19 protein-coding genes and 1 pseudogene are annotated in these 17,445 nt (G+C 68.6%); 15 read left to right on the top strand and 5 right to left on the bottom strand.

Translation table 11 applies throughout. From position 1 onward, the window contains the following. Positions 1 to 3: 3 nt before the first annotated feature. Together OG349_RS11080 and OG349_RS11075 are read right to left on the bottom strand one after the other, a co-directional pair. Complete coding sequence (locus OG349_RS11080) at positions 4 to 654, bottom strand: AIM24 family protein (protein WP_327234456.1); 651 nt, start codon at positions 652 to 654, stop codon at positions 4 to 6. Beyond that, the gene (locus OG349_RS11075; protein ID WP_327234455.1) at positions 654 to 1,334 is read right to left on the bottom strand and encodes an AIM24 family protein; all 681 of its coding nucleotides are present in this window, start codon (positions 1,332 to 1,334) and stop codon (positions 654 to 656) included. Before OG349_RS11075 ends, OG349_RS11080 begins: the two co-directional genes overlap by 1 nt. 136 nt (positions 1,335 to 1,470) lie before the next feature. Here OG349_RS11075 and OG349_RS11070 point away from each other — a divergent pair, with 136 nt between their 5' ends. The 4 genes from OG349_RS11070 to OG349_RS11055 all read left to right on the top strand — a co-directional run bounded on the left by OG349_RS11070 (position 1,471) and on the right by OG349_RS11055 (position 6,048). Continuing rightward, positions 1,471 to 1,821, top strand: a complete 351-nt coding sequence (locus tag OG349_RS11070; protein WP_327234454.1) for a DUF3817 domain-containing protein — start codon at positions 1,471 to 1,473, stop codon at positions 1,819 to 1,821. Beyond that, positions 1,818 to 2,111 (top strand): MTH1187 family thiamine-binding protein, encoded by a 294-nt coding sequence (locus tag OG349_RS11065; RefSeq protein WP_161309196.1) that lies wholly within the window; start codon positions 1,818 to 1,820, stop codon positions 2,109 to 2,111. Before OG349_RS11070 ends, OG349_RS11065 begins: the two co-directional genes overlap by 4 nt. Positions 2,112 to 2,257: 146 nt before the next feature. Then, the gene (locus OG349_RS11060) at positions 2,258 to 4,087 is read left to right on the top strand and encodes a glycosyltransferase family 2 protein (protein WP_327234453.1); all 1,830 of its coding nucleotides are present in this window, start codon (positions 2,258 to 2,260) and stop codon (positions 4,085 to 4,087) included. Then, entirely contained in the window at positions 4,084 to 6,048 is a 1,965-nt protein-coding gene (locus tag OG349_RS11055) for a galactose oxidase-like domain-containing protein (RefSeq protein ID WP_327234452.1), read from the top strand. Before OG349_RS11060 ends, OG349_RS11055 begins: the two co-directional genes overlap by 4 nt. Positions 6,049 to 6,069: 21 nt before the next feature. On the opposite strand, the gene OG349_RS11050 is transcribed toward OG349_RS11055, so the two are convergent. Further along, complete coding sequence (locus OG349_RS11050) at positions 6,070 to 7,104, bottom strand: glycoside hydrolase family 6 protein (protein WP_327234451.1); 1,035 nt, start codon at positions 7,102 to 7,104, stop codon at positions 6,070 to 6,072. 63 nt (positions 7,105 to 7,167) lie between these two features. Next, positions 7,168 to 8,190 (bottom strand): ArsR/SmtB family transcription factor, encoded by a 1,023-nt coding sequence (locus OG349_RS11045; protein ID WP_327234450.1) that lies wholly within the window; start codon positions 8,188 to 8,190, stop codon positions 7,168 to 7,170. A 93-nt stretch (positions 8,191 to 8,283) separates the two neighbouring features. Here OG349_RS11045 and OG349_RS11040 point away from each other — a divergent pair, with 93 nt between their 5' ends. From OG349_RS11040 to OG349_RS11015, 6 genes and pseudogenes are all read left to right on the top strand, one after another. Then, a complete protein-coding gene (locus tag OG349_RS11040) occupies positions 8,284 to 9,741 on the top strand; it encodes an MFS transporter (protein WP_327234449.1) in 1,458 nt (485 codons plus the stop codon). Positions 9,742 to 9,751: 10 nt separating this feature from the next. Continuing rightward, the gene (locus OG349_RS11035) at positions 9,752 to 10,261 is read left to right on the top strand and encodes a MarR family winged helix-turn-helix transcriptional regulator (RefSeq protein WP_327234448.1); all 510 of its coding nucleotides are present in this window, start codon (positions 9,752 to 9,754) and stop codon (positions 10,259 to 10,261) included. Positions 10,262 to 10,330: 69 nt separating this feature from the next. Next, positions 10,331 to 10,669 carry a DUF3817 domain-containing protein gene (locus tag OG349_RS11030; RefSeq protein WP_327234447.1) on the top strand — a complete coding sequence of 113 codons (339 nt, stop codon included), beginning with the start codon at positions 10,331 to 10,333 and terminating at the stop codon, positions 10,667 to 10,669. A gap of 240 nt (positions 10,670 to 10,909) precedes the next feature. Then, a pseudogene (locus tag OG349_RS11025) lies at positions 10,910 to 11,122 on the top strand (RHS repeat-associated core domain-containing protein); the annotation flags it as partial. Positions 11,123 to 11,566: 444 nt separating this feature from the next. Continuing rightward, positions 11,567 to 11,983, top strand: coding sequence for a hypothetical protein (locus OG349_RS11020; protein ID WP_327234445.1), 417 nt, complete (start codon positions 11,567 to 11,569; stop codon positions 11,981 to 11,983). Between the two features lie 469 nt (positions 11,984 to 12,452). Further along, positions 12,453 to 12,695 (top strand): hypothetical protein, encoded by a 243-nt coding sequence (locus OG349_RS11015; protein ID WP_327234444.1) that lies wholly within the window; start codon positions 12,453 to 12,455, stop codon positions 12,693 to 12,695. A gap of 763 nt (positions 12,696 to 13,458) precedes the next feature. Here OG349_RS11015 and OG349_RS11005 read toward each other — a convergent pair. After that, positions 13,459 to 13,791 carry a hypothetical protein gene (locus tag OG349_RS11005; protein WP_327234443.1) on the bottom strand — a complete coding sequence of 111 codons (333 nt, stop codon included), beginning with the start codon at positions 13,789 to 13,791 and terminating at the stop codon, positions 13,459 to 13,461. Between the two features lie 180 nt (positions 13,792 to 13,971). Here OG349_RS11005 and OG349_RS11000 point away from each other — a divergent pair, with 180 nt between their 5' ends. From OG349_RS11000 to OG349_RS10980, 5 genes are all read left to right on the top strand, one after another. Next, on the top strand, positions 13,972 to 14,823 hold the full coding sequence (locus tag OG349_RS11000; protein WP_327234442.1) for a helix-turn-helix domain-containing protein: 852 nt from the start codon (positions 13,972 to 13,974) through the stop codon (positions 14,821 to 14,823). Next, positions 14,796 to 15,005, top strand: coding sequence for a DUF397 domain-containing protein (locus tag OG349_RS10995; protein WP_327234441.1), 210 nt, complete (start codon positions 14,796 to 14,798; stop codon positions 15,003 to 15,005). Before OG349_RS11000 ends, OG349_RS10995 begins: the two co-directional genes overlap by 28 nt. Before the next feature lie 87 nt (positions 15,006 to 15,092). Further along, on the top strand, positions 15,093 to 15,287 hold the full coding sequence (locus OG349_RS10990) for a DUF397 domain-containing protein (RefSeq protein WP_327234440.1): 195 nt from the start codon (positions 15,093 to 15,095) through the stop codon (positions 15,285 to 15,287). A 27-nt stretch (positions 15,288 to 15,314) separates the two neighbouring features. Further along, a complete protein-coding gene (locus OG349_RS10985) occupies positions 15,315 to 15,608 on the top strand; it encodes a DUF397 domain-containing protein (RefSeq protein ID WP_327234439.1) in 294 nt (97 codons plus the stop codon). A gap of 96 nt (positions 15,609 to 15,704) precedes the next feature. After that, positions 15,705 to 17,405, top strand: a complete 1,701-nt coding sequence (locus OG349_RS10980) for an acyl-CoA mutase large subunit family protein (protein ID WP_161308253.1) — start codon at positions 15,705 to 15,707, stop codon at positions 17,403 to 17,405. Positions 17,406 to 17,445: the final 40 nt, after the last annotated feature.

The following is a 17,445-nucleotide window of genomic DNA, read 5'->3' as shown; positions in this document are numbered from 1 at the left end:
CGTTCACAGCTTCTCCTCCGACGCCTGGACGTACACCGCACCGTTGCCGCTCAGCTCCAGCTGGAACGCCTCGCCCGAGCCGCGCCCCACCATGTCGCGCCAGCCGAGGGCGGTGGAGAGCTTGTTCCGTACGTCCCCGTGGTGGGCGACGTACGCCTGCGGGTCCACATGGACCGGTCGGCCGGGGGTGATCGGCACCTCGATCACCCCGCCGTGTGCCATGACCGCCACCGCGCCGTGGCCCTTGAGGGTCGTGGTGAACAGCCCCTGTCCGGTCACCTGGCCGCGCACCATGCCCATGACCCCGCCCTGCGAGCCCATGAACATCGTGCCCTGCTGGAGCGTGCCGTCGAAGGCGAGCAGCCGGTCGGCCTCCACGTACAGGGTGTCGCCGGCCAGCCCGATCACCTGGATGTGGTGGCCGCCGTGCCCGAACATCACCGTGCCGTTGCCCTCGACGGTCATCAGCGGGGCCGCCTCGCCCGCCACCCGCCGGCCGATCATCGAGGCCAGGCCGCCCTGGCCGCCCTGCATGTTCGGGGTGAAGCTGACCTCGCCGCGGTACGCGAGCATCGCGCCGCGCTGGCTGAACAGCTTCTGTCCCGGCAGGACGGTCGCCTCGACCATCTTCGAGTTGATCTCACGGAACGGCATCAGACGTCACCCCCGATGGTGTTCCGCTCGCTCGGCTGCACGTACACGAGCCCGTCGCCCTCGAAGCGGATCTGGAAGGCCTCGCCCGAGCCCTCGCCTATCAGTGTCCGGAACGTCACGCCGGACTGGAAGTTCTGCTGGAGGTTGCCCTGGTGGGCGATGTACGCGCCCGGGTCGACCGAGAGCGGGTACTGCGGGGTCACCCGCAGGACGACCGCCGGGCCGTCGGACATGATGGCCGCCTGGCCCGTGCCCTCGACGGTGGTGGTGAACAGGCCGTTGCCCGTCGCGCCCCCGCGCAGGCCGGTGAACGACGTGCCCGTACGGAGCCCCGCGTCCGTGCAGAGCAGGTTGCTGGACTCCACGTACAGCTTGTCGCCGTGCAGCGAGACGAGGTTGATCTCACTCGCCCGGTCGGCGAAATAGCAGGTGCCCTGGCCCTTCACCTCCATCATGACCATCTGTTCGCCGGTCAGCCGGCGGGTCACCATCCCGCGGATGCCCTCACCGCCGCCGGACATCTTCTTGAAGGCCATCTGGCCGTCGTACGCGACCATCGAGCCGTTCTTCGCCTTCACCGCGTCGCCGGACATGTCGACGGCGAGCACCTTGCTGCCTTGCAGTCGGAACTGAGCCACACGACGACGGTAGTCGGCCGGGGTCCTCCGGGAACAGAGCATCCAGGCTCTTCCCCTCCCTGACCCGACCCTGATAAAGCGGCGCGGGGTCCGCCTGCGACAATGGGGCGGCGCTTGTGCACGCATTCACAAGATCACGGACCCACCAGAACACTCCGACGACGAAGGTGCCTGCCTCGTGGACATCAGAACCGCCTCCGCCCTCCACCGCCTCCGCCTGGTCTCCGCACCCGAGGCCGTGTCCTTCCTCCTGCTGCTCGTCTGCTCGGTGCTCAAGCGCACGACGGACTTCAACGCCGTCCCGGCGATGGGCATGATCCACGGCGTGCTCTTCATCCTGTACGTGGTCTTCTGGGCCCTCGCGTGGCAGCGCACCCGGTGGTCCTTCGGGACGGCCGCCCTCTACTTCGTGCTCTCCGTCCTGCCGACCGGCGGCTTCTTCGCCGAGCGCAAGCTCAAGCGCGCCGCCGACGACGAGGTCGCCTCGCGCCTCCGCGGGCAGGCCGGGGAAGCTAAGGTCGGCGCATGATCGTTGCCTTCTCCGTCTCGCCCGTCGGTGCCGGTGAGGACGTCGGCGAGTACGTCGCCGACGCCGTCCGTATCGTCCGCGAGTCCGGCCTGCCGAACCGTACCGACGCCATGTTCACCTCGATCGAGGGTGAGTGGGACGAGGTGATGGACGTCGTCAAGCGGGCCGTCGCCGCCGTCGAGGCCCGCGCCCCGCGCGTCTCGCTCGTCCTCAAGGCCGACATCCGACAGGGCGTCACCGACGGTCTGACGTCCAAGGTCGAGACGGTCGAACGCCACCTCGCGGGCTGACCCCCGTACGACCTCGCGATCGGACCCCTACTCCACCCGGGGCCGGTCCGCCCTTTACGCCACCCGCTCGGCCCGTCTCCAGTCGACACGCCGGTCGATCTCCCTTTCTGTGGGGTTATCGACCTTGCTGATCAGCTGGAGGCACCGTGCGGCCCGAAGGCTACGACTACGACAGCCACAGTTGCCTGGCCGGTCCCCTCATGGAACCGGACCCGGCGGCCGTCTACCGGGTGGGATACCGGAGTCTGCTCGCCAAGGAGCCGCACCGAATACGCGCCATCCTGCTGATGACCCTGGCGCCCCTGCTCTCGGGCGTGCTGCTGCTCTACCTCGTGTGGCCCAGCCACCGCACCGAGCGGGAGGGCGGCCAGCGCTGGCTCATCGCCTTCGACCACGTGATGCTCGTGTCGATCGGGCTCATCGCCTTCTTCATGCTGGTGAACGTGGCCTCGGTCGCCCACGCCACCCTCGTCGCCCGGGACCCCGTCCCCGTACCCGCCGAGGTCGGCACCCGGGTCGCGTTCCTCACCACGTACGTACCCGGCAAGGAACCGCTCTCCATGGTGCGGGCCACCCTCGAAGGGGCCGTGAGCCTGCGTCACCAGGGCCTTCTCGACATCTGGCTGCTGGACGAGGGCGACGACCCGCAGGCGCGGGCGCTCTGCGAGGAGCTGGGGGTCTGGCACTTCACCCGCAACGGCGTACCGGAGTGGAACCGCCCCAAGGGCGCCCACAAGGCGCGTACCAAACACGGCAACTACAACGCGTGGCTCGCCCGGCACGGCGACGACTACGACTTCTTCGCGTCCGTCGACACCGACCACGTACCGCTGCCCAACTTCCTGGAGCGGATGCTGGGCTTCTTCCGCGACCCGGACATCGCCTTCGTCGTCGGACCGCAGGTGTACGGGAACTACACCTCGCCCGTGACCAAGGCCGCCGAGTCGCAGCAGTTCCTCTTCCACGCGCTGATCCAGCGGGCGGGCAACCGCTACCACGCGCCGATGTTCGTCGGCACGAACAACGTCGTACGGATCACCGCGCTCAAGCAGGCCGGCGGCCTCTTCGACTCGATCACCGAGGACATGGCGACCGGGTTCGAGCTGCACCGCAGGAAGAACCCCCTCACGGGCCGGTTCTGGCGCTCCGTCTACACCCCCGACGTGCTCGCGGTCGGTGAGGGCCCGGCTTCCTGGACCGACTTCTTCACCCAGCAGCTGCGCTGGTCGAGGGGCACGTACGAGACCCTCATCAAGCAGTACTGGAAGGCACCCTTCCGGATGCCGCCGGGCCGGCTGGTCAGCTACACGCTGATGCTCGTCTACTACCCGATGACGGCCGTCAACTGGTTCCTCGGGATTCTCAGCTGCGTCCTGTTCCTCTGGCTGGGCGCCTCGGGGACCCAGGTCTCGTCCTCGGTCCTGCTGATGCTCTACAGCGACGCCGCCGCCTTCCAGGTCGGCCTCTACCTCTGGAACCGGCGGCACAACGTCTCGCCCCACGAGCCGCGCGGCTCGGGCGGCCTCGCCGGGATGGCGATGTCCGCGCTCTCCGCCCCGATCTACCTCAGGTCGCTCGGCTCGGCGGTGCTGCGCACCCGTGGCCGTTTTGTGGTCACGCCCAAGGGCGGCGAGACCACCGCCGACCGGCTGATGACCTTCCGGATCCACCTCTTCTGGGCCGCCGTGCTGGTCAGCTCGCTCATCGCGTCCGTCTGCCTGGGGCACACGCACGCGGCGATGCGCACCTGGGCGGTCCTGGCTCTCGCGATCGCGCTCGCGCCGGTCGCGATATGGGCGGGGACGGTACGGCGTGAACGGCGGGCGGCCGAGGTCGCAGCGCGGCCGGTGGCCACGGCCCCGGGTCAGGGTCCGGGTCCGGGTCCGGTCACCACTCCTGATCCGGTCCCCGTGCCCGCGCTCGCCCCGACGACAACAGCGCTCGCCTCGACGGCAACTGGAGGAACTGAGTCATGAGGTACCGGTACCGGCCCACGGACAAGTTCAGGAAGACGCTGCTGGGCGGCGGGGCGCTGGTGGTCCTCGCCGGGCTCAACGCCCCCGCCGCGCTCTCCTTCGCGGGGGAGAAGTACCACGCGTACAAGATCTCGCAGCCCGGCTACAAGCAGCGGTACGGCTCCTGGGACCTGCTCGACGTACCGAAGGAGTTCCGTACGAACGCGATCCACGCGGCCCTGCTCCACACCGGCAAGGTGCTGATCATCGCGGGCTCGGGCAACAGCCAGAAGAAGTTCGACAAGGGCTCCTTCGACACCATCCTCTGGAACCCGGCGGACAACAGCTTCCGCAAGATTCCCACCCCCGAGGACTTCTTCTGCTCCGGCCACTCCCAACTGCCCGACGGGCGGCTGCTGGTGGCCGGTGGCACGGCGCGGTACGAGGTGCTCGACGGCGAGGTCGACCGGGCGGGCGGCGGGATGCGGGTCAAGAACGAGAACCCGGACAGGGCCGTCACCTTCAAGAAGGGCACGCGCTTCCGCTCCCCCTCGGGGGTCGAGTACGTCAGCAGGTTCGACGTCACCGTGCCCAAGGCGAAACGGCAGTTCAAGATCTCGTACGCGCGCACCGGCCGGATGATGCCGTGGAAGACGAAGGTGACGGCGGGCGAGGCGCGCGTCTTCGTGGAGGCGGCGAAGGCGGGGCCCGAGGCGCTGACGACCGAGGCGGCGCAGTACGAGATCCTCGGCCTCAAGGGCAAGGACGCGGACAACCTGTATGGCCTCGCGCAGAAACTCACCACGGAGAAGCAGGACTTCCAGGGCATCAAGGCGGCGTACGAGTTCGACCCCAGGGCCGAGAAGTACATCCCCGTCAGCCCGATGAAGGAGGCCCGCTGGTACCCGACGCTGGTGACCCTGGACGACGGCAAGGTGCTCGCGGTCTCCGGGCTCGATGACGTCGGCGCCGTACTGACCGGGGACAACGAGATCTACGATCCGGTGACGAAGAAGTGGTCCAAGGGCCCGACCCGCTACTTCCCGACGTACCCCGCGCTGTTCCTCACCAAGGGCGGCAAGCTCTTCTACTCCGGCTCCAACGCCGGGTACGGGCCGGCGCAGAAGGGGCGGCAGCCGGGGGTGTGGGACGTCAAGAAGAACACCTTCACCCGGGTCAACGGCCTCACGGACGTCGACCAGACGGAGACGTCGGCCTCGCTGATGCTGCCGCCCGCGCAGGACCAGAAGGTGATGATCCTGGGCGGTGGCGGGGTGGGCGAGTCGTCGCTGGCGACGGCCCGTACGGCGATCGTGGACCTCAAACAGGACAACCCCGGCTTCGAGAAGGGCCCCTCGCTCCCGCAGGGCACGCGCTACCTGAGCAGTGTGCTGATGCCGGACGACTCCGTCTTCACGACGGGCGGGTCGTCGGACTACCGGGGGCGGTCGGCCAGTGACATCCACAAGGCGCAGTTCTACGACCCGCCGCGCAACGCCTTCCGGCCGGCCGCCGACCCGACGGTGGGGCGCAACTACCACTCCGAGGCGCTGCTGCTGCCGGACGGGCGGGTGGTCACCTTCGGCTCGGACCCGCTCTTCGACGACGCGGACAACACCAAACTCGGCACGTTCGAGCAGCGGGTGGAGATCTACACGCCGCCGTACCTGCACGGGGGCGGGGGCAAGGACCGTCCGGTGCTGGGTGCGGGGCCGAAGGCGCTGAACGCGGGCGGCCGGGCGACCTTCCCGACGGCCGACGCGGACCGGATCACCAAGGCCCGGCTGATGCGGCCGAGCGCGGTGACGCACACCACGGACGTGGAGCAGCGTTCGATCGCCCTGAACCTGACGAAGGGGGCGGGCGAGGTGACGGTGGAGGTGCCGAAGGACCCGACGCTGGTGCCGCCGGGCTGGTACATGCTGTTCGTGACGGACGCGGAGGGGGTGCCGTCGGAGGCGAAGTGGCTGAAGGTGGGCTGAGCGTCCTTGTGTTGGACGGGGTCAGCTTCTGGCCCTCCTGGCCAGCCCCAGGGCGTAGTCCGGCCACCACGTGCCGGCCGCCGGGCCGCCCCGGCAGGGGCCGTCCGACTCGCCGGGGCGCTTGATCCACAGATAGGCGTCGACCAGTTTGTCGCCGGTCCGGGTGGTCGGGGGTGTGCCGAGGGCCCGGCCCGGCGGATTGCACCACGCCTGGGCGCGGTCGCCGGGCAGCGGGCCCTGGCCGTTGCGGCTGGTGTCGACGGTGAAGTGGGCGCCGCCCAGGAGGGCGGAGAGCTTGGCGCCGAACGCCCTGACCGTGTCGTTCGACTGGAAGTTCGACACATTGAGTGAGAATCCATCGGCCGCGTTGACGCCGGCCCGCTCCAGGGGGCCCGCGAGCCGGGCCGGGTCGGAGATCCAGGCCGGGTTGCCCGCGTCGAGGTAGACGCGGGTGCGCGGCTGCTGCTTGAGCCGGCTGACCGCCTGGGCCAGCAACGTGTAGCGCTCCTCGTGGTGTTCGGCCGGCGTGCAGCCGTCCGCGAGGTGCGCGATCGCGTCCGGCTCCAGGATCACCACGGCCGGGGTGCCGCCGAGGGCGCCGGCGAAGGAGTGCATCCAGTTGCGGTACGCGGAGGCGTCGGCGGCGCCGCCCGCCGAGTAGAGGCCGCAGTCGCGGTGGGGGATGTTGTACGCGACGAAGACCGGGGTACGGCCTTCGGCGGTGGCGCCCCGCACGGCGTGCTCGACCTGCGGTACGGGGTTGTCGCCGGAGGGCCACACGGCGACCGGGCGGTCGGCGATCCGCCGCAGCGCCTTGGCGTCGGCGGCGCGGCCCCGGCGCTCCCACCGGGCGACCTGGCGGGCCGCGTCGCTGTCGGGGTCGACCCAGAACGGCGACGCGGCGGCCTGGGCGGCCTCGCCGTGGCCGACGGAGGAGGCGCCGCGCTGCCGGTCGCCCGCGCCGGGGGACGACGAACACCCGCCCAGCGTGAGGGCGAGGACGAGGGCGGCGATCGACGTGGTGACAACGGCTGAGCGCGGTCTGCGGCCGGACATCCAGCCCCCTCGGGCGATGACGACGACGGGGAACGACAGGTCCGGCACATCGTGACATAGCGGTCAGTCGGTGAGGAGCTGCGACACCGCGAGGGTGATGCCGAGCGGGGTCCGCTCGTAGAGCACCTGGTGGCCGTACCGCCGCGAGGTCAGCAGCCCGGATTCCCGCAGCACCGAGAGGTGCGCGGAGACGGAGGAGGGCGCGAGCCCGAGCCGGTGCGCGAGCGCGGTGGTCCCGGCGGGCTCGTCCAGGGCGCACAGGACGTCGGCGCGGGCACGGCCGAGCAGCCGGGCGAGGACCTCGGGCGTACGGTCGGCGGCCTCCGTCCAGAGCCCGCCGATGCCGCGCGCGGGGTAGATGAGGGCGGGCTGCCAGGGCGCCTCGTACCCGCTGACGACCCGGGGCCAGCAGAAGACGCTGGGCATGAGGACGAGCCCTTGGCCGCCGAGCACGCGGACATGGTCGCCGTGGGTCCCGACGATGGTGAGGATGGCGCCGCCGGATCCGCTGTCCGGGGCACCTTCCCCCCACCTGAGCTGCGGACTCAGCTCCCCGAGCAGCCGCTCGAAGCCGCCGTCCGCCAACCGCCGCGAGTGGTAGGCCACATCGGCCTCCAGGAGCGCGCGCAACCGGGGCCACTCGGGCTCGATCAGCGCCCGCCAGGCCCGCTCCAGCAGATCGGCCAGCTCCCGTACGGCCCGCGCGGGGTCGGCCAGCATCGCCCGTCCGGCCGGGGTACGGGCGGCGCCGGGGGTGTCGGCGAGGGCGAGCGCGATGTCGGTACGGGCGGCCTCGGGGGAGGTGGCCCGTACACCCTCGATCTCCTCCTCGAAAGAGGCGAGGGCGCTGAGCGGCGCGGGGCAGAGGAAGTCGGGGTTGTGCCCGGCGTCGGGCATCAGCAGATACAAGGGCCCGAGATCGATCCCGGCCGCCGCGTCCCGCACCCGGCGGAGCCAGGGCAGGTGATACCCGTGCCGCTCGGGCCGCGCGAGGGTCCGTACGGCTTCCTGCGTCTCCCAGAGCGGCGACACGGCGAACCGGAAGCGCAGCAGATCGCTCTCGCCGAAGTGAAGGTGAAAGGGCATGGCCTGACCGGCTCCAGGGGGTATCCGGGCCCGAAAGATTCGCCCGTACCCGAAAGTCTACCGACGCCGGGCGGGCCCCGGCAGTCTGCGGCTATGCCCGAGAAGGACACACCACTTCCCGCCGCGGCTGCGTCTGCCGCCGCACCACCTGCCGTTGCCGCCGGGGCGGTCGGCGCCGGGGCCGCTGAGGGCAGCGGCGCCCGCGACGGCCAAGGCGTCGGCGGAGCAGCCGAGGCTGAGGCCACCGCCCCCGCCACCGCCCCCGCCCCCGCCCCCGCCGCGACCCGCGGCTACCGCGCCGTCTTCGCCGTCCGCGAATTCCGGTTCGTCTTCGCCGCTCACCTTCTCTCCCTCCTCGGCGTCGTCGTCAGTGAGATCGCGCTCACCGTCCTCGTCTACGACCTCACCGGCTCGCCGTTCCTGAGCGCGCTCACCTTCGCGCTCGGGATGCTGCCGTACCTGTTCGGCGGGATTCTGTTCGCCGGGGTCGCCGACCGGTACCCCGCGCGGCGGACGCTCGTCATCTGCGACCTGATCTGCGCCGCCTGTGTCGCGGTGATGGTGGTGCCCAGCACCCCCGTCGCCGGCCTCCTCGCGCTGCGGTGCGCCGTGGCGGCCGTCTCGCCCGTCTTCACCGGGACCCGGATGGCCGCGCTCACCGACATCCTCGGCGAGGGGGACCTCTACGTCCTCGGCCGCTCCCTCCTGCGGATCGTCTCGCAGAGCGCCCTGCTCGCGGGGTACGGCGTGGGCGGGATCCTCCTCGCCGTCGTCCCGGCGCGCGGGGCGATCGGCATCACCTTCGGTACGTTCCTGTGCTCGGCCGCCCTCCTGCGGTTCGGCACCCGCAAGCGTCCCGCCCGCAGCGGGAGGCAGAAAGACGCCCAGCCCACCGGCATGATGCGCGAGTCCCTCGCCAGCGCCGGCTTCCTCCTCCGGGACCGCCGCATCCGCGTGCTGCTCCTCCTCTTCTGGATCCCCGCGATGTTCGTCGTCGCCCCCGAAGCCCTCGCCGCCCCCTACGCCGACGCCATCGACGCCGGCCCCGCCGCCCTCGGCCTGATGATGTGCGCCATGCCGATCGGGCACATCTCGGCCGAGTTGTACGTCGGTACGGCCCTGTCCCCGCGCGCCCGCAGCCGTATCGTCCTGCCCGTCGCCGCCCTCGGCCTCGTCCCCCTGCTCATCTACGCCGCCCGCCCCGGCCTCGGCTGGGCCCTGCCCGCGCTCGCCCTCTCCGGCGTCGGCGCCGCGTACGTCATCGGCCTCGACCAGTGGTTCGTCGCCGCCGTCCCCGAGGAGCGGCGCGGCAGCGCGATGACCCTGCTCACCGCCGGTCTGATGACGATCCAGGGCCTCGGCATGGCACTGGCCGGGGCCGCCGCCGAGTTCCTCCCCGTCCACCATGTCGTGGCCTGGTCGGGCGGCATCGGCACCCTGTGCTGTCTGTTGCTCGTACGGGAAGCGCGCCGGACCGCCCCGAAGGCCGCCCCCGAGGCCGGGGCGACCGAAGTGCGAGACGGGTCGGGCCGCCAAGTGACCACTGGGTAAGGTCGTGGCCGTGTCAAAGCCGCTCAGCCTTCCCTTCGACCCGATCGCCCGCGCCGACGAACTCTGGCAGCAACGCTGGGGCCCGGTGCCCTCCATGGGCGCGATCACCTCGATCATGCGCGCCCACCAGATCCTGCTCGCCGAGGTCGACGCCGTCGTCAAACCGTACGGACTGACCTTCGCCCGCTACGAGGCCCTCGTCCTGCTCACCTTCTCCAAGGCCGGCGAACTGCCGATGTCGAAGATCGGCGAGCGGCTGATGGTCCACCCGACGTCCGTCACCAACACCGTGGACCGGCTGGTGAAGTCGGGTCTGGTGGACAAACGACCCAACCCCAACGACGGCCGCGGCACCCTCGCCTCCATCACCGACAAGGGCCGCGAGGTGGTCGAGTCCGCCACCCACGACCTCATGGGGATGGACTTCGGCCTGGGCGCGTACGACGCCGAGGAGTGCGCCGAGATCTTCGCGATGCTGCGCCCGCTGCGGGTCGCGGCGCAGGACTTCGAGGACGAGTAGCCACCCCCACGAAAGACGACCGTGGCCCCCGCGAAGATCGCCCGGAACATGCCGGTTACCCTGAGTGCCATGAAACGAAGCGTGCTGACCCGCTACCGGATCATGGCCTACGTGACCGGTGTGCTGCTGGTCCTGCTGACTCTCGGCGTGATCGCCAAGTACGTGCTGGACATCGACGGCGCCAGCGGCTTCACGAGCATCGTCGGTATCGCACACGGCTGGCTCTACATCGTCTACCTGGTCTTCGCCTTCGACCTGGGCGCCAAGGCCAAGTGGCCCGTCAAGCGCCAGATCTGGGTCCTGCTCGCCGGTACGGTCCCGACGGCCGCGTTCTTCGTCGAACGCAAGGTCACCCGTGAACTGGAGCCCAGGATCACCGACGAAGCCCCCCTCACGGCGAAGGTCTGACCCCCGCTTTCCTCCTCAGAGTGGCGTTTTCCAGGAAGACTGCGCCTTTTCGCGCGCGCTGTCCTTTCAACTGTGCTTTGAGAAATCCGTTGATTTTCGGCCATGGCATCGTCGCGGGAGTCGTGGCCGAGCCGGCGGAGGCGGTGGCACCACCGCACGGCCGCAGGCGGTCATCGACGCCAACTCTCCTTGCTGAGAGGTCTACGGCCGACGCCGCTAGCGGGCGCCCGCGAGCCCCCAACTCGGCCGGACGACAAGGGTTTCCTGGGCAAGCCGACTGACAGAACGACCGGACTGACCCACATAGGCGCCCGCGAATACGACCCGGGCATCGGCCAGTTCATCAGCGTCGACCCCATCCTCGACGGCAACAACCCCTTGTCCCTCAACGGCTACAGCTACGCGAACAACAGTCCTGTCACCCCGTCGGACCCCTCCGGGCTCTTCTGCGACGGCTGAAGTGTGAATAACCCGGATACCGCCTGGACACCGGACAACGGACCTGGATGCACCCACAACGCGTGCTACGACGACAGTGGGGATGTCCTCTTCCCGATTGACCAAAGCCGTCCGAGCTGCGGCAGCGGCAGTGGTCAGACCAGCACCGGCGGAAATTCGAACGCGCAGCCCGAAATTATCCCGGGGGTACCCGTGGCGAAACAAGACGTACTCGCAACTCCTCGTCATGTGGGCCGACGGTAAGTGCAACGGAGACCCGACCAGCAAACTGTGCGGCGCGCTTGACCAACTTGGCTGGGTCAGCCCGACAGGCGACTTCCTCGGGGAATGCAGGGGAAAATGCATTGCAGATGAAGAAGGATGCTTACATTGAGCAGAAATTCGAGGTCCGTGCCAACTATGTCTTTGACGGCAACTGGGTGTCAGAGGTAAGTAATCATGGCATTTGAGTGTGGTGCCCTCGGGCGTTCAGGCGGCAAGACTGCTCTGGAGTGCTTGCATTACCTTCTGGCGTACTTGCTGGCTGAAGATTCCGACGTCTCCCCCGGTTCGATCAGGGAAGGCGAGGGCTGGGCTGCCACCAGAATCCAGATCGCCCGCACCGGAGAAGCGGTCATAGAGCAGTATATTCAGGTGAGCGTCGGCGGAGAGATCGTGGATATTTACCTTGAGAGTGCTCGTGAGATGTTGAGCGACGACGACCTTCAGGGGCGGGATCTCATGATGACAACTGTTCTCAGTGGAGTAACTGACCCTGTGGTCAATGATCGAATCATGGTCTACGCACTGACGGAGTGGAACGGAGTTTCATGGGACGAGACATCCGGATTTACCGTCCCGGGATCGCCTGATTAGCGCCATTCCGTAGCCGGGTTAAGCCGTCAATGGAATTCCTGCTGAACCTGCCTGACTTCCGATCGGGCAGGGCCGGCAAGATGAACCATTCTGGGCTTGATGGAGATCCCGGAGGGTGCTCTGTGAGGGTGCCGGCGGTTCGGCGGCGCTGGCAGGCCCATCGCCGACGGCCGCCACGTGTACTACGTGGTGGCGGGCGAGACTCCGGTACTCGTTCACTACAGCGGACCGTGCGGTCCGGCCAAGGGCAACCGCTGTCGAAATCCATCCGGAGCCGTGGCCGGGTTGCTGCAGATAGAAATGCTGGACTGTCGGATGTTGAGTTGCGTGGACTCGCTTCGAAGGAAGATGCTGAAGTTCTCTTTGATATGTACAGGGGTGCAGCGATTGGTATTCCATCCAACCCGACGGCTCCGGTGCGAGTTGAGCTTGTTCAACAGGTGCTGGATGCTTGGGGAAGGGGCTAACTATGGCAGCTAAAGGGTTTCGCATCAAAATCTCCGCCGATGAGCGTAGTTCGCTCACGGTAATGTTCGAGCCAAGCGGAATGTCCTACGAACTAAGCCGGTCCGAAGTGATTTTCGCAAGTCTTGAAGGAGATTTGGCTGAAGAGATGGAGATTGTCTACTGGCCGGGCGGTATTTCTATCTGGCCGCCTGGGCCAGTAGTCATTAGTGACGTCGAGGGGCGTGAGCTTCACCGGCTTTACTGAGAGCATTTGGATTGGTTCTCTATTTCACATAGATTGCCGCCTCACGCTCCGTGCGATAGGGAAATATGACCTCGGCGTCCCTACTGGAATCTATTCTCAGTAGGGACGCCGAGGCGCTTGGTGGCGGTAGTTGATGACGCCGCACAGCAAGCTCGGGGCGCACCGCCTACAGGCGCGGTGGTCTGGATCATCGCCGTACGCCGGGGATGGCGACCGTCTCTGTCGTGGGCTCAAGCTGTGGCCTGCGGGGAAGCCGAAAGTAATCGGTCTGGGCCGTCCGTAGCAGCGAGCGTTACGTCGCATGGGCGTAGCTGCACGGCACCCTTCGTCAACGCGTACGGGAGTTGCGACCTTCACCCGTAACCGGATGCCCGGTCGCACACTGAACCGCCTGGTTCGCAATCCTTGGTTATGGGGATTGGGGGTACTCCTCCTGGTCGCAAGCCTGCTCACCTGGTCTTGGGCTCTTCTGGCCGTGGGTGCGCTGTGCACCGTATGTGGCCATCTCCCGAAACCCATAGGTCAGTGGGTGGGGAATCGTGTAGGCCGAGGGCTGTGCGGCTGCGGGTGTTGGCTTCGGATACTCGGGCGCTGAGTAGTTCGGTGGGGGTCAGGGGGCGGACTCGGGTGGGGTCGGCGTCCCATTCTCGGCCGCCGCCGAGGGGGCGGAGCTGGAGGTAGGGGCCCACGCCGCCCATGACCACGCCGACGCGGTCGCGGGCGGGGTCATGGACGGTGTCGCCGACGGCTGGGGGGCCGTCCGTCACCGGGCGGTGCCCTTCACGATCACGGCGGCGAGTGCGAGGGCGACCGGGGCCGAGCAGACGCCCAGGTAGACGAGGGCGTAGCGGGTGGCCCGGCCGGCGTCGGTGTCGTCCGTGTCCGTCTCCGGCCAGGGGGTACGTACGTCCATCGCGGGCAGTTGGACGCCGGCGGCCGTCAGCGCGGCGGCCAGCGCGTCCCTTGCTTCAACTGCCTCCTGGATCTTGGCCGTTCCTACCAGGCCCTCCGGCGGTACGAGAACGCTGTGTGCGGGGGCGGGAGTTGCTCCCGGTGTACGGCGGGGGAGCGGCGACTGGGGAGGCTGCGGCGTCATGGGGGGCCTTCCTTCGGCTGTTCTTGCGCGGAATCTCCGTCCCGATCGCACGTCGCGTATTACTGTGCGTGAGGGGCGTGTTACGAGAATGCGCCACCGGGGGAGCGGGGCCCGCTGTGCGAGGGTGCTGCTTCCCTCGCATCCGAAGCACGTTCCACACCTTCCACGGAGGGCAGCACCATGCCGACGAGACGAGTAGTCACCGGCCGCAGCAGGGAACCCCGCGCACGGTTCGCCGAGGAACTGCGGTCGCTACGCACCCAGCGCGGCGACAGCCTGCGGCAGCTGGGCGAACGGGTCGGCTGGGACTGGTCGTTGTTCGGCAAGATGGAGAAGGGTGAGACGGTGGGTGGCCCGGAGGTCGTCCAAGCCCTCGACACGTACTACGGAACGCCGGGGTTACTGCTGGCCCTGTGGGAACTGGCCGTGAGCGACAAGGCACAGTTCCGCGAGCGCTACCGGCGGTACATGTCGCTGGAGGCCGACGCTGTGAGCCTGTGGCACTTCGCGGTGAGTGTCCCGCCGGGTCTATTGCAGACGCGCGGCTACGCGCGAGAGGTTCTGGCGGCTGGTGGCCTCAAGGGTGAGGAGTTGGACCAACAGGTCGAGGCGCGGATGGGTCGGCGGGAGCTGCTGGCGGGCGACGACGCCCCGCCGTTCCGCACGATCCTGTCGGAGGCTGTGCTGCGGACGCCGTTGCGGGATGTGGCCGAGTGGCGGGCGCAGTTGGAGTACCTGGGGGAGGTTGGGGAGCGGGGAGACGTGACGGTTCAAGTACTGCCGCAGAGCGTAGGACTGCATGGGCTGATGGGTGCCGCGGTCATGTTTCTTCGTTTGCCGGACGCGCGTACCGTTGCGTACACGGAGAACGGCTACCGGGGCGAGCTGATCGAGGAAACTGGGCCGGTCGAGCGACTGCAGCGCGCTTACGATGCAGTCCGCGACTTGGCGCTGACCCCGGCCGAGTCGCGGAAGTTCGTCCTACGCATGTTGGAGGAAGTACCGTGCGATCCCTCGACCCGACCGCAGTGACTTGGCGTAAGAGCAGCTACAGCAATCAGGACGGGGGCGAGTGCGTCGAGGTCTCCGATGGCTTCGCCGCGATCGTCCCTGTTCGGGATAGCAAGAATCCGCACGGCCCCATGCTCACCTTCCGGCCCGACGGTTGGTCGTCCTTCGTGGCGGCCGTGAAGAACGGCGCGCTGAGCGTCTGAGACGCCAGTTGTACGAGACGGGCCCCGCAGATCGGTCGTGCTGGTCTGCGGGGGCTAGTTCAACCTGTGCATTCTGGAGGACGTGTCTTGAGCGTTACCAGGTGGCGTAAGAGCAGCTACAGCAATCAGGACGGTGGCCAGTGCCTTGAGGTCTCCGACGACTTCGTTGCCGTCGTCCCTGTTCGGGACAGCAAGAACCCGCACGGTCCGATTCTCGCCTTCCCGGCTGGCGGCTGGTCGTCGTTCGTCTCGGCCGTGAAGAGCGGCGCGCTAGGTGTCTGAGGCGACGACTGTACGAGAGGAAGTGTCGTGCGATCCCTTGGCCTGACCGTAGTGGTTTGGCGTAAGAGCAGCTACAGCAATCAGGATGGCGGCGCCTGCGTCGAGATCTCAGAGGCGCCCATCGGCCTGAGCGCCAGCACGTGGCGTAAGAGCAGTCACAGCAACTCGGACGGCGGCGCTTGCGTCGAGGTCGCCGACAGCTTCGTCGCCGTCGTCCCCGTCCGGGACAGCAAGAACCCGCGCGGACCCGTGCTCGCCTTCCCCGTCGGCGGGTGGTCGTCCTTCGTGGCGGCCGTGAAAGACGGCGCGCTGGGCGTCTGAGACGACCGCCGTGCGACCACTCCGTGCCTCTCCCATCGACATTTACTTGGACGTCCTAGTAAATTGGAGCGCATGGAAGGCAAGGAGGGTGAAGGTATGGACGCTCACGCCGTCGAAGAAGGCCGCCGTCGCTGGCAGGAACGTTACGACAAGGCCCGCAAGCGCGACGCGGACTTCACCACGCTGTCCGGGGACGTGGTGGAGCCGGTGTACGGGCCCCGGCCCGGGGACACGTACGAGGGCTTCGAGCGGATCGGGTGGCCGGGGGAGTACCCGTTCACGCGCGGGCTGCACCCGACCGGGTACCGGGGCAGGACGTGGACGATCCGGCAGTTCGCCGGCTTCGGGAACGCCCTCCAGACGAACGAGCGCTACAAGACCATCCTCGCCAACGGCGGCGGCGGGCTGTCCGTGGCCTTCGACATGCCGACCCTGATGGGGCGCGACTCCGACGACCCGCGTGCCCTCGGCGAGGTCGGCCACTGCGGGGTCGCCATCGACTCCGCCGCCGACATGGAGATCCTCTTCGGGGACATCCCGCTCGGCGACGTCACGACGTCCATGACGATCAGCGGCCCGGCCGTCCCCGTCTTCTGCATGTACCTCGTCGCGGCGGAGCGCCAGGGCGTCGACCCGGCCGTCCTCAACGGCACGCTCCAGACCGACATCTTCAAGGAGTACATCGCGCAGAAGGAGTGGCTCTTCCAGCCCGAGCCCCACCTGCGCCTGATCGGCGACCTCATGGAGCACTGCGCCAGCTCCATCCCCGCGTACAAGCCGCTCTCGGTCTCCGGCTACCACATCCGCGAGGCGGGGGCGACGGCCGCGCAGGAGTTGGCGTACACGCTGGCGGACGGCTTCGGGTACGTGGAGCTGGGCCTGAGCCGGGGCCTGGACGTGGACGCCTTCGCGTCCGGGCTGTCCTTCTTCTTCGACGCGCACCTGGACTTCTTCGAGGAGATCGCGAAGTTCCGCGCGGCCCGGCGGATCTGGGCGCGCTGGATGAAGGAGGAGTACGGCGCCAGGACGGACAAGGCGCAGTGGCTCCGCTTCCACACCCAGACGGCCGGGGTCTCGCTCACCGCGCAGCAGCCGTACAACAACGTCGTACGGACGGCGGTGGAGGCCCTGTCGGCCATCCTCGGCGGTACGAACTCCCTCCACACGAACGCGCTGGACGAGACCCTCGCCCTGCCCAGCGAACAGGCCGCCGAGATCGCGCTGCGGACGCAGCAGGTGCTCATGGAGGAGACCGGCGTCGCCAATGTGGCGGACCCGCTCGGCGGCTCGTGGTTCGTGGAGCAGCTGACGGACCGGATCGAGGCGGAGGCCGAGAAGATCTTCGAGCAGATCAAGGAGCGCGGGCTGCGGGCCCACCCGGACGGGCAGCACCCGATCGGCCCCATGACCTCGGGAATTCTGCGGGGCATAGAGGACGGGTGGTTCACGGGCGAGATCGCCGAGTCGGCTTTCCAGTACCAGCGGTCCCTGGAGAAGGGCGACAAGCGGGTCGTCGGCGTCAACGTGCTCCACGGGTCGGTCACCGGTGACCTGGAGATCCTGCGGGTCAGCCACGAGGTCGAGCGGGACCAGGTCAAGGTTCTGGGCGAGCGCAGGGCCGCGCGGGACGACGCGCGGGTCACCACCGCCCTGGAGGCCATGCTGACGGCGGCGCGCGACGGATCGAACATGATCGCGCCGATGCTGGAGGCCGTACGGGCGGAGGCGACGCTCGGCGAGATCTGCGGGGTCCTGCGGGACGAGTGGGGCACGTACACGGAACCGCCCGGGTTCTGAGACGCGGCTCCGACGACGCGGGCTCACATCCCCCGGACCG

It is taken from the genome of Streptomyces sp. NBC_01317, assembly GCF_035961655.1.
In the GTDB taxonomy this organism is placed as follows: Bacteria; Actinomycetota; Actinomycetes; order Streptomycetales; family Streptomycetaceae; genus Streptomyces.
Note: the sequence above shows the minus strand (reverse complement) of the source record. Positions and strands in the feature narration are given on the sequence as shown.